The organism is Shinella sp. M27 (genome assembly GCF_049199905.1).
GTDB lineage: Bacteria > Pseudomonadota > Alphaproteobacteria > Rhizobiales > Rhizobiaceae > Shinella.
On sequence record NZ_JBLZPK010000052.1, the window covers coordinates 1 to 12,126 of the forward strand.

8 protein-coding genes, 1 tRNA gene and 2 pseudogenes are annotated in these 12,126 nt (G+C 62.2%); 1 reads left to right on the plus strand and 10 read right to left on the minus strand.

What is annotated here, in order from left to right; translation table 11 throughout:
* Positions 1–154: pseudogene (locus ACOZK4_RS19790) on the plus strand (electron transfer flavoprotein subunit alpha/FixB family protein); the annotation flags it as partial.
* A gap of 106 nt (positions 155–260) precedes the next feature.
* On the opposite strand, the gene ACOZK4_RS19795 reads toward ACOZK4_RS19790, so the two are convergent.
* The 10 genes and pseudogenes from ACOZK4_RS19795 to ACOZK4_RS19840 form a co-directional block, all read right to left on the minus strand.
* The gene (locus tag ACOZK4_RS19795) at positions 261–1,163 is read right to left on the minus strand and encodes a LysR substrate-binding domain-containing protein (protein WP_421593375.1); all 903 of its coding nucleotides are present in this window, start codon (positions 1,161–1,163) and stop codon (positions 261–263) included.
* 61 nt (positions 1,164–1,224) lie between these two features.
* Complete coding sequence (locus tag ACOZK4_RS19800) at positions 1,225–2,430, minus strand: NAD(P)/FAD-dependent oxidoreductase (RefSeq protein ID WP_421593376.1); 1,206 nt, start codon at positions 2,428–2,430, stop codon at positions 1,225–1,227.
* Positions 2,427–3,245, minus strand: a complete 819-nt coding sequence (locus ACOZK4_RS19805; protein WP_421593378.1) for an NAD-dependent epimerase/dehydratase family protein — start codon at positions 3,243–3,245, stop codon at positions 2,427–2,429. Before ACOZK4_RS19805 ends, ACOZK4_RS19800 begins: the two co-directional genes overlap by 4 nt.
* A 12-nt stretch (positions 3,246–3,257) precedes the next feature.
* Positions 3,258–4,463 (minus strand): pyridoxal phosphate-dependent aminotransferase, encoded by a 1,206-nt coding sequence (locus ACOZK4_RS19810; protein ID WP_421593379.1) that lies wholly within the window; start codon positions 4,461–4,463, stop codon positions 3,258–3,260.
* A complete protein-coding gene (locus ACOZK4_RS19815) occupies positions 4,463–6,079 on the minus strand; it encodes a hydantoinase B/oxoprolinase family protein (RefSeq protein ID WP_421593380.1) in 1,617 nt (538 codons plus the stop codon). Before ACOZK4_RS19815 ends, ACOZK4_RS19810 begins: the two co-directional genes overlap by 1 nt.
* Positions 6,080–6,081: 2 nt before the next feature.
* Positions 6,082–8,160 (minus strand): hydantoinase/oxoprolinase family protein, encoded by a 2,079-nt coding sequence (locus ACOZK4_RS19820; protein ID WP_421593381.1) that lies wholly within the window; start codon positions 8,158–8,160, stop codon positions 6,082–6,084.
* Positions 8,157–9,833 (minus strand): thiamine pyrophosphate-dependent enzyme, encoded by a 1,677-nt coding sequence (locus tag ACOZK4_RS19825; protein ID WP_421593383.1) that lies wholly within the window; start codon positions 9,831–9,833, stop codon positions 8,157–8,159. Before ACOZK4_RS19825 ends, ACOZK4_RS19820 begins: the two co-directional genes overlap by 4 nt.
* A 120-nt stretch (positions 9,834–9,953) precedes the next feature.
* A pseudogene (locus ACOZK4_RS19830) lies at positions 9,954–10,433 on the minus strand (SDR family oxidoreductase); the annotation flags it as partial.
* A 158-nt stretch (positions 10,434–10,591) separates the two neighbouring features.
* Positions 10,592–11,781, minus strand: a protein-coding gene (locus tag ACOZK4_RS19835; RefSeq protein ID WP_421593382.1) for an IS3 family transposase whose coding sequence is annotated in 2 segments (ribosomal slippage) — positions 10,592–11,532 and positions 11,532–11,781 — 1,191 coding nt in all. Because the reading frame shifts where the segments join, the coding sequence is not laid out codon by codon here.
* 199 nt (positions 11,782–11,980) lie between these two features.
* Positions 11,981–12,057: transfer RNA gene (locus ACOZK4_RS19840), tRNA-Met, on the minus strand.
* Positions 12,058–12,126 lie beyond the last annotated feature (69 nt).

Sequence of the window (12,126 nt, forward strand, 5' to 3'; positions counted from 1 at the left end):
CTCGGGTGCGATCCAGCATCTGGCGGGCATGAAGGACAGTAAGGTGATCGTGGCGATCAACAAGGACGAGGAGGCGCCGATCTTCCAGGTTGCCGACTACGGTCTCGTCGCAGACCTCTTCGAAGCCCTGCCGGAATTGCAGAAGGCGCTTTGAGCAGCATGGCGTCCGACCAGGTGATGATCGGATATCGTTCAGCGAAATGGTAAAAGATTGGACTGCGGGAACTGCCGAGCCACGTCTGTCCCGCTTCCCTTTCATTTCACCATTGCTCAGCGGTGATCCAGTCACAAAAGGCGGAGATGATCTTGACCCTCTTATGGGCTCTCGGAACGACTAGGTAGAAGCCGGGAATATCCTTCTTGTCCATCGTATCCAGAAGATCGACACCGAGCGGTGCGACGAGCGTGCCCGCCTCGATATCGGCCAGCGCATCGAGCCGTGAGACGAGCCCGACGCCGATGCCGGAGATGCTGCCCCTGCGCATCGTCGCTGCATCCTGAAATTCGATCTCGCCGGCCATTTCCAGCGATGGAAGGCCAAGATGCGCCAGCACCTTTCGCCAGAGATCGCGCGCCATCACGGGATGGAGGAGGGGCATGCGGCCGAGGTCGGCTGGCGAAGAGATCTGCCTGGCCAGTTCCGGCGAGCAGCAGATGATCTTCGGGTCGTGCATCAAGAGCTTGACGTCATATTCCTTCCAGTTGCCGAAACCCCACTGGATAGAGACGTCTACCTCGTCGGCCGCGAAATCGCGCACGTTGACCATCGTCGTCAGGCGGATGTCGGCGCCGGGCATCCGCTGGCGAAAACGCTCCAGCCGCTCCATCAGATAGCGCGTGGCGAAATACGGGCTGACATTGATGTTGATGCGGTTTCGATAGGTCGAATTGGTGACCCGGCGGATGCCTTCGGTAAACTCGTCGAAACCCGCCTGGACGAAATGCGAGAGGATGATCGCATGCTCCGTCGGCTCGATGACCCGCGCCTTCCGCTCGAACAGAGGAACGTGCAGGGTATCCTCCAGCAGCTTGATCTGCTGGCTGATGGCCTGCGGCGTGACGAGAAGCTCGTCCGCCGCACTGCGGAACGTGCCCCGGCGCATGACCGCCCAGAATGCGCGCAACGCATTGAGAGGGGGAAGCCGCGTTTGTTGTCCAGCCAATTCACCCTCCGGCAGACATATCATGTACAGCCATCTCCGCCGCCGGTGCAGCCGGTCGCGGTTAGATAACGGCTTTTTCGAGGAACGGACGATTCTCCACGATTCGCTCGTAGCCGACCTCCGTCAGGTCCAGTGTGCGATATTCACCGTAGATGATCAACTCCGACACGCCCCGCCCCGTCGCCGGCCCCTGCTGCAGGCCATGGCCGGAGAAACCGTTGGCGAAGACGAAATTGCGCACCACCGGATGGCGGCCGACGACCAGATTGTGGTCCAGCGTATTGAAGTCGTAATGCCCCGCCCACTGGTTCACCACCTTGATCGCCTCGAACTGGGGCGACCTCTCGGCCAGCGCCGGCCAGATGATCTCCTCGAATTCCTCGTAGCGCGGCTCGAAATCATCCCAATCCGCGGCCGGGTCTTCCACCGGCGGACAACCCGTCAGGAAGAAGCGGCCTTCAGGCCGGCAGAACACGCCGGACGGATCGATCATCAGCGGCAGCCGCCCCTGGTTGACACCAGCGGTTCCCTCGGGCGTGCGGGCACAATCGAAGACGAACAAGGTGCGCTTGCGTGGCTCGACCGGAATGCCGAGACCGGCCATGCGGGCCGTCAGCGCCGCGCGCGGCCCGGAGGCGTTGACGACCGTGCCGGCCTTGACGACCGCGCCCGATTTCAGCGTCACCGACGTCACGGCATCCCCATCGCGGCCGATGGCCACGGCTTCGTCCGTGACGTAATCGACGCCGAGCGAGCGAGCCTTGTTCTTGAAGCCGTACATCAGGCCGGTATTGTTGAACCAGCCTTCGCCGGAACGGCCGTAGGACGCCAGCTCGATATCCGCCACGTTGAGATGCGGGAAGGCGCTCGCCAGCTCGTCGCGGTTCCAGAGCACGACATCGGCGCCGCAGGAGACCTGCGCCTCATGGTTTTCCTTCAGGACCTGCACCTGCTCCGGCGTATTGGCGAGAAACAGGTAGCCGCCGGAATGGAAACCGAGATCGGGCCTGTCGTCGCCGACCTGCATCATCTCGCCGAAATTACGGATGACCTCGGAGCCGTACTGGCTGATCCTGACGTTGATCGAGTTGGAAAACTGGGTGCGGATCGAGGACGACGACAGCGAGGTCGCCGCCTTCAGATAGGTCGGGTCGCGCTCGATGACGAGCACAGACCCGTCGAAATCGGGATTGGCGGAAAGATAATAGGCGACGGCGGAACCGATCACCGCGCCGCCGACGATGACGACGTCATAGTGGTCTTTCATTTCGATGCCTCGTCATTGGGATGTCCGATATCGACGAACCATCCGCCGAGATAAAGGGTGGACGGCGCCTTTGGATTGACCGGCGGCTTTTCCGCCTCGACTTTGGCGCGGAAGCGCTCGGTATTGTCCTGCGGCACATAGCCGAGATGGCCGGCTTTGGAATTGTCGACCGGCTTGACGGCGTTGTCGGAGAGGCCGAAGCTGATCGTGTGGCCGACACGCGGCGCCGTCAGGCTGGCCGTTACCAGACGGATGCAATCCTCGAAGGACAGCCACGACCAGAGCATGCGGCGGTCGGCCGGCTCGGGGAAGGAGGAGAAGATGCGCAGGCACACGCTCTCCAGCCCGAACTTGTCCCAGTAGAAACGGCTCAGCGCCTCGACGAAGCATTTGGAAACACCGTAGAGGCTATCGGGGCGAACCGGCGCGTCCGTATCGATATGGGCTTCCAGCGTATGATAGCCGATCGCATGCACCGACGAGGCATAGACCACGCGCTTGACGCCGTTTTTACGGGCGGCTTCGTAGATGTGGTAGCTGCCGCGGATATTGGCATCGAGGATATCCTGCCAGGGCCGCTCCAGCGGAACGCCGCCGAAATGCACGATGGCATCGACGCCCTCGACCGCCTTCATCACAGCGGCTTCGTCGGCGAGATCGAAGACCATCGCCTCCTCATTCGGCTGCACATCCTTGATTTCGGTGATATCCGCCAACCGCATCCTGTCGGCCAACGGGGCGAGGCCGCGACGCAGTTCCGTGCCGAGGCGGCCGGCTGCCCCGGTGATCAGGATGGTTTTGTAGAGCTTGGACATACTTCGTTCCAATCAGAATTCGAGTTTGGCGACCGCGGCCGCGATACGCCTCACCGCCTCCGCCAGCACCTCTTCTGAGGTTGCCGTGGACATGCGGAAGAAGGGCGACAGACCATAGGCCGTGCCCGGAACAGCCGCCACATGACCTTCGTCGAGAAGGTACTTTGCGACGGCGACATCGTCTTCCAGCGTCTGGCCGGTGGGGGTTTTCGCGCCGATCAGCGCCGCGCAGCCAATATAGGCATAGAAGGCGCCTTCTGGCGGATCGAGGCTCAGCGCATTGATCTTCGCAATGCCCTCGACCACGAGATTTCGGCGGCGCTCAAATGCGGCACGGAATTCGGAGACGCAATCCTGCGGGCCTTCCAAAGCAGCTCTGGCCGCGATCTGTGCCGGGGCGGAAACCGAGGTACAGGACTGGCTCTGGATCGTCGCCATCGCCCTGATCAGGTCCTTCGGGCCGGCGGCATAGCCGACGCGCCAGCCGGTCATGGCATAGGCCTTGGACATGCCATTGACGATCAACGAGCGATCCCGAAGTTCCGGGCAGGCCGCGCCGAAGGAGACGAAGGTGCGTTCGTCGAAGATGATGTGCTCGTAGATTTCATCCGAGAGGATCATCACATCAGGATAGCGGGCAAGCACCGCGCCGAGCGCCTTCAGCTGCGCCTCGGTATAGATCGCGCCGGAGGGATTGCCCGGCATGTTGAGGAACAGCCAGCGGGTCTTTTCCGTCAGCGCCGCTTCCAGCACCTCGGGCGTCAGGCGAAAACCGTTTTCGGCCGGGCAGGCCGGGGTGACAGGCACGCCGCCGAAAAGCTTGACCATTTCCGGGTAGGAAACGAAGTAAGGCGCCGGCAGGATCGCCTCGTCGCCCTCCTCCAGCGTTGCCATCAGCGCATTGAAGATGATCTGCTTTGCACCATTGGCGACCGCGATCTCGTCGATGGCGTAGTCGAGGCCGTTTTCCCGTTTGAACTTGGCGGCGATCGCCTTGCGCAGGTCCGCCGTGCCGAGCGAGGCGGTGTAGAGCATGCGCTCCTTGCGCGCCGCCTCGAAGGCGGCATCGGTGATGTGGGCGGGGGCCGGGAAATCCGGCTCGCCGAGACCGAGGTCGATCACGTCAATCCCGGTTGCCGCCAAATCCTTTGCGGCCTGCGAGACGGCCATGGAAGCCGAGGGTTTGACGGCGGAAAGCCGGCTGGCGATATGGCTCATCACTTCTTCTCCGTCACATAACCCTTGGACAGGTCTTCGGCGCTCGCTTCGTCCAGGCGCTCGGTCGGGTTGCCGAAGCCGCCGCCGCCCGGCAGTTCCAGCACCAGCCGGCGGCCCGCCGGCACATGCTGCCAGCCCTTCGGCCGCAGCTTCGTTCCGTCGTCGAGCCTTGCCGAACCGGGTGCGCCGTCTTCGCCGCCGTCACGTCCGCGCGCCGGGGTCGCAATGCGGTCGAACATCGCCGAGAAATCGAATTCATGGCCTTCGGCCGGCGCGATCTCGATGATCTGGCCGAGGCCGCCGCGATATTTGCCAGCACCACCTGAATCTGGACGCAGCTCCTTGCGCCAGACGACGATGGGGCCGGTATGCTCGGTGGCTTCGATCGGCATGGTATGGACGCCGGAAGGGAAAGCCGTCGAGGAGAGGCCGTCGATGCCGGGACGTGCACCCATGCCGCCCGAGTTGAACATCAGCACCTCGGCACGGCGACCGGAGGCGCCGGCGACCGGGCGGGCCGAAATATGGATGTTCCAAAGCGCGGCCGCACCTTCGGCGAGAATCTGGCCCGGCAGCGCCTTGGCAAGCGCGCCGAGAACGAGGTCCGGCACCATGTGGCCGATGACGTGGCGCACCGAAACCGGGGCCGGCCGCTCCGCATTGAGGATATTGACCGGCGAGGAGACGTTGAAGACGGCGAGAGAGGCCGAATTGTTCGGAATATCCGGCGCCACCACGCATTTCAGCGCGTAGCAGGCATAGGCCTTGGTGTAGATCAGCGGCACGTTGATGCCCCAGCGGCTCATGCCGTCCGTGCCGGAGAAATCGACATTGACGCCACTGTCGGTGATCGAGACCTCGGCCGCGAGCCGGATCGGCACGTCGTAGCCGTCTGTCAGCATGTCGTTCGTCCAGGACCCCTTCGGCAGGCCGGTGATGCGCTCCATCGTCGCCGCGTGCGTGCGCGACAGAATGAAATTGCCGAGCGTGTCGAGATTGTCGTAACCGACCTCGTCCAACATCTCGATCAGCCGCTTGTGTCCGACGTCGTTGCAGGCGGCGAGCGAGTAGAAATCGCCGATCACCTGGTTCGGCTCGCGCACATTGATGCGCAGGATTTTCAAGAGATCCTTGTTCACCGTGCCGCGCTCGGCGAACTTCATGATCGGGATCTGGATGCCTTCCTCATAGACCGACTTGCCATCCGCCCCGAAGCCGCGTCCGCCGACATCCACCACATGCGCCGTGCAGGCGAAGAAGCCGATCAGCTCCTCGCCCTTGAAGGAAGGCGAGACCATGGTGATATCGTGCAGGTGGCCGGTGCCCTTCCAAGGGTCGTTGGTGACATAGGTGTCGCCCGGATACATTTCCTCGCGCGGGATTTCCGCAATGAAGTGCAGCACCGCCTCGGCCATGGTGTTGACGTGACCGGGCGTGCCGGTGACGGCCTGGGCCAGCATCTCGCCCTTGGCATTGTAGACACCGGCCGAGAGATCGCCCGCCTCGCGCACGGAGGTGGAAAAGGCGGTGCGCAGCAGCGTCAGCGCCTGCTCCTCGACGACCGAGATCAGGCGGTTCCACATGACCTGCATGCGAATTTCATTGATATCGCTCATGATCAGTGTCCCTTGCGCACGAGAAGAATGGTGCCGTCGATCTGGATGACGGCATCGAACGGCGACGTGACGATGGTGGAGGTTTCCCGCTCGACGATGACGGCCGGGCCTGCCACCCGCGCACCCGGCGACAGGGTGTCGCGCGGCACGATGGCGGTTTCAAGCCGCTTGCCGGAGGCGGGATCGAAGACGGCCCGGCTGACGGGTGCGGGCACCACCGCACCGTCCGTTTCAAGGGCGAAGCGCTCGCCTTCCAGGCGCACATCCTGCGCCTTGACCGACCATGTCACAAACTCGATTTCCGGGCCTTCGACCGCGCGGCCGAAGAACTGGGCGTAGCGCTCCTTGAAGGCCGCCTCGATCATCGCCGTATCCGCCGGGGTGAAGGCGCGGTCGGGCAGTGCGACGGGGATTTCCCAACCCTGCCCCCTGTATCGCATGAACGCAGTGATCTCGCGCACGATCTCCCCCTCCGTCCCGGCGCGCACGAAGCCCTCGGCGGTCGCCTTCAGGTCGTCGAGCATGGCGTTGACCGCTCCGGCATCAAATTTCGTGATGCCCATGATCTTGGAGGCAAGCGCCTCGTAGCCGAACGGCGCCTTGAGGAAGCCGATGGCTGAGCCTACACCCGCCCCTTGCGGAATGAGGCATTGGTCCACGCCAAGTTTTTCGCAAAGGCGAGCGGCATGCAGGGGTGCGGCGCCGCCGAAAGCGATCATGATGTTTTCGGAGATATTCTTGCCGTTTTCGACCGCGTGGACGCGCGCCGCATTGGCCATGTTCTCGTCCACCACCTCGACGATGCCAAAGGCAGCGGCTTCAGGGGCGAGCTTCAGCTTCTCGCCGACATCACGCGCGATCGCCGCGCTGGCGTTCTCGACCGAAAGCCTGATCTTGCCGCCGGCGAAATTATCGGGATCGAGCTTGCCGAGCACGAGGTCCGCGTCGGTGATCGCCGGCCGCTCGCCGCCGCGCTGGTAGCAGGCTGGTCCCGGCTCCGAGGCCGCCGATTCCGGCCCGGCCTGAATGCGGCCCATGGCATCGACCCAGGCGATGGAGCCGCCGCCAGCGCCGATCTCGATCATCTCGATCACCGGAATGGAGATCGGCATGCCCGAGCCCTTGCAGAAACGGTAGGTGCGGGCGACCTCGAAGGTGCGCGCCGTGTGGGGCTGGTAATCCTCGATGAGGCAGATTTTCGCCGTAGTGCCGCCCATGTCATAGGAGACGACGCGGTCCAGGCTGAAGCGGCGGGCGATATCGGCGGCAAAGATCGCCCCGCCTGCCGGGCCGGATTCGACGAGACGAACCGGGAATTCGGAGGCCGTCTCCACCGAGATGAGGCCGCCGCCCGAATGGATCATGAAGACCGGGCATTGCGCGCCCATCTCCTTCAACCGCACCTGCAGGCGCGACAGGTAATCGGCCATCTGCGGGCGCACATAGGCATTGGCGCAGACCGTGTTGAAGCGTTCGAACTCGCGCATCTGCGGCGAGACTTCCGACGAGATAGAAATCGGGATCGAGAGTTTCCTCGACAGGATCTCGCGGGCGCACTGCTCGTGCGCCGGGTTCATGTAGGAGTGGATGAAGCCGATGGCGACGGCCCCGAAGCCACGCTCGGCGATGACATCCGCCAGCGTTTCCAGCGCCGCCTCGTCGAGTGCCTGCAGTTCTCGGCCCTGCGCGTCGATGCGGCCTTTGACCGGAAAACGATCTTCACGCGGGATCAGCGGCTTCGGCAGAACGAGGCTGAGATCGTATTGTTCGAAGCGGTTTTCCGTGCGCATCTCGATGACATCACGGAAACCTTCGGTGGTGATAAGCGCAGTCCGGGCACCCCGGCGCTCAATGAGCGCGTTGGTGGCGAGCGTCGTGCCGTGGATGACGATGTCGATATCCCGAAGGGCGATGCCGGCATCCCGGACGACAATCTCGATGCCGTCTAAGATCGCCTGTTCGGGTGCCGAATAATTGGTCAGCACCTTCGTCGAGAAGAGCTTGCCCCCGACCTCGAGTGCGATGTCGGTAAAGGTCCCGCCGATATCGGCACCAAGGCGGATGTCGTGACGCTGTGTCATGCGGTTTCCTTTGCAGAAAGAGCGGCCTTGCGCATCTGGCTCAGCGTCTGGCGTGGGGTCAACGCCTCGGGTGAAATATCGAGGTCGAGGAGGGCACCGGTCTTCGATGCTCGGGCACGCTCGAATGCGGCTGCAAAGTCCACTGTGGCTTCCACACGCTCAGCATGAAACCCATACGACTTTGCCAGCGCCACGAAATCCGGATTGACCATCGTGGTGCCGGAAACGCGCTCCGGGTAATGTCGCTCCTGATGGGCGCGGATCGTGCCGTAGATGCCGTTGTTGAGGAGCAGGATGATCGGCTGCGCATAATGCTGGAGGGCGGTGGCCAATTCCTGGCAGTTCATCTGGAAGTCGCCGTCGCCGGCGAAGCAGACGACCGTGCGCTCGGGATAAGCGACTTTGGCAGCGATGGCTGCCGGAATGCCATAACCCATCGCGCCGGATTGCGGAGCGAGAAGGCGCGCATTCGGCCCAAACTTGAAGAACTTGTTCGGCCAGACCGTGAAGTTGCCTGCGCCGTTTGTAAGGATCACATCCTCCGGCAGAACGTCGTTCAGGAGCGCCGTGACCTTACCCATGTCGACAGGCGACGGCAGGTCGGGGAGATCGAAGCCCTTTTCGTAGGCCGCGCGTCCCTTGGCCCGCCACTCCGCCCATCCACCTTTGACAGGCTCGAGGGCGCCCAGCGCTTCCGCGAAAACATTCGGACCGGCATGAATGCCGAGCGCCGGCCGGTAAACCTTGCCGATCTCCAGGTCGGAACCGTGAACATGGACGATTTGCTGGCGGGGCTGCGGCACGTCGAACAGCGTGTAGCCGTCCGTCGAGTTCTCTCCGAACCGATTGTTCATCGCAAGAATGACATCGGCGTCGCGCAGAAGTTCCTTGACCGAGGCGACCATGCCGACGCCGGCTTCGCCGCAGAAGGTCGGCGACGCGTTGTCATACTGGTCCTGGTAGCGGAAGACGGAAACGACCGGAATATCTGACGCCTCGGCAAAGTGCCGGACGGCCGCCATCGCGCCATCCGCCCAGTTGCAGCCGCCATAAAGAATGACGGGACGCTTTGCGCCTTGCAGCATCCGGCGCAGCCGCTGCATCGCCGCAGCCGATGGCGCGGGCTCGGCGATCTCGACAGGACCAGAGAGCGGCGCGGCGTCGGTGAGCGAGGTCAGCATATCCTCAGGCAGCGCAATCACGATCGGACCGGGACGTCCCGAAACCGCGAGCGCCCAGGCGCGCGAGAGGATTTCCGGGATGCGCTCGACCTTATCGATCTCGACGGCCCATTTGGCCATGGTGCCGAAAACCGCCTTATAGTCCACCTCCTGAAAAGCCTCCCGGCCCTTCATGTCGGTTCCGACCTGGCCGACGAAGAGGATCATCGGCGCGGAATCCTGCATGGCGGTGTGCACACCGATCGAAGCATTGGTGGCGCCCGGACCGCGAGTCACGAAACAGATGCCGGGCTGGCCGGTCAGCTTGCCATAGGCGGCAGCCATGAAGGCGGCGCCGCCTTCGTTGCGGCACAGAACATAGTCGAGGCGTCCCCCGGTGTCATGCAGTGCATCGAGCACCGCGAGATAGCTCTCCCCTGGCACCCCGAAGCTCTTTGTCGCTCCCAGCGCCAATAGGCACTCGACGAGTAACTGCCCTCCATTACGTTCCATGTCCATGTTCCTGTCGTTCGATGATGTGAGATTGAAAACCGGATGACGATAGCAACGAGAGAACCTGCAAACCCAGATGCCGGAAAGGCGGCTTTCCCGAAGAGAGACGTGGACGAAAACCCCGCTGCCTGGTAGCTCGCCAGCAAGAGCACGCGCAAAGCCGTCGATCGCACCTGCTGCGGCCCGCTCGATCGCACTTTTCGCGTCCGCATCGTCTAGGGAGAGCATCACGAAGGCCCCGCGGCTCCCTTCGATCTTCGAAGGCAGGATGGCACGGATAACATGCAGCGTAGCCCACAGGTTCACTTCGAGAGCCATATCGATATCGGCTTCGGCCAGTCCCAGAAATCTGGTCTCCTCGGGCCAGCGGAGCGCTGCATGGACAAGGACATCAGGTTCCAGCCCTTCTGCAACGGCGCGCACATATTCGCTATCCGTCAAATCCATCGCCAGAGGCACGATTCCGTGTTCGCCGCGCATCTCATCGAGCGCAATGCGATCATGACCAAGCGCGTGCACTTCCCAGCCTTCTTTTGCAAGCATCGTGGCGATCGCGCGTCCGGGAGCTCGCGTCGCCCCCGTGACAAGTGCTTTCGTCATTACACGATCCCCATGAGGCACGTCGGAGCATGCCCGCGGACGCCATCAGCTTAAACGAAGAAATTGACCCGCTTAGACAAGTTCTTCTTGTCCCGGCTGGCTATCCGAAGCGCGTCTCCGAAAGCCAGCCTCGTTCGAGGTGATCTTGCCCCCAAGTTTCATCCAGTTTTGAGTTCGCTCCGGCGGTTTTGGGTTGTTGTATTCGCGGCAGTAGCGGCGTGTTGCGGTGCGGAGCCATTCCGGCTGCGCAGCACCGCATCACGTCGCGCGTTGATTGTCTGAGCGAACTCCGCAGGTGTCAGCCATCCGAGCCCTGAGTGTGGTCGATGATCGTTGTAATCGCTGCGCCAGTTTGAAAGCGATGATCGAGCATGGGTCAGTGACGAGAAGAGAGTTTCATTCAGGAGCTCGTCTCGCAGCCGCCCATTGAAGCTTTCGATGAAGGCGTTCTGGATCGGCTTGCCCGGCGCGATGTAGTGCCAGTCCACCTTGGCCCGGTCCGTCCATTGCAGGATCGCGTTGCTAGTAAACTCGCTGCCATTGTCGCTGACGATCATCTTCGGCTTGCCACGCCCCTCGATGATCCGCTCCAGCTCACGAGCAACCCGCAGACCGGAAAGTGAGGTATCGGCGACGAGTGCCAGGCATTCTCTGGTGCAGTCGTCGACGACCGCCAAAATCCGGAACCTGCGGCCATCGGTCAATTGATCCGAGACGAAGTCCAGCGACCAGCGATCATTGGCTGCCATTGGGATCAGCATCGGCGCGCGTGTGCCGATCGCTCGCTTCCGGCCACCACGTTTGCGCACTGTCAGCTTCTCCTCTCGATAGAGCCGAAAGAGCCGCTTGTGATTCACAAGATGACCTTCAAGCCTGAGCAGCACATGAAGGCGTCGATATCCAAAGCGACGGCGCTCATGCGCCAGCCCCTTCATCCGCTCGCGAAGGTCATGGTCATCGCTGCGCCTGGCTTCGTAGCGGATCGTCATTCGGCAAAAGCCCATGGCTTTACACGCCTGCCGTTCGCTCATCTCGTGGTGACCCATCAGATGCGCGACAGCTTTCCGCTTTGCTGCGGGCGTCACCACTTCTTTCCCAAAAGGTCTTTCAAAGCAGCATTGTCGAGCATCGCGTCCGCCAAGAGCCGCTTCAGCTTCGTGTTCTCGTCTTCAAGTGTCTTCAGCCGCTTGGCTTCGGATACGTCCATGCCGCCGAACTTGGCCTTCCATTTATAGATGCTGGCATCGCTGACGCCGTGCTTGCGGCAAAGTCCCGAGACCGGCGTGCCGGCCTCGTGCTCCTTCAGAATGCCGATAATCTGTTCGTCCGGGAAACGTGTGCGCTTCATTCTCTGGTCCTCTCAATGGGCCAGAGCTTACTTCAAAATGGATTAGTTCAACGGGGCAAGGTCACAGGAACAGCGAACCACGGCCACAAGAACCCGTCAAACGGGAGGGGTCCGTTTGTGCTAGTGTTGTGCTAGGCCTCAAACGCAAGAAAGCCCTCTCGCGGGAGAGGGCTTTCTATTTGATAAATCTACAAGATTTTGGTTGCGGGGGCAGGATTTGAACCTGCGGCCTTCAGGTTATGAGCCTGACGAGCTACCGGGCTGCTCCACCCCGCGCCATCCGGTTTTTGCCGTAAGGCAAAATACCGACCGATTTTTGCCGACGGCAAAGATCGTATTTCCGGT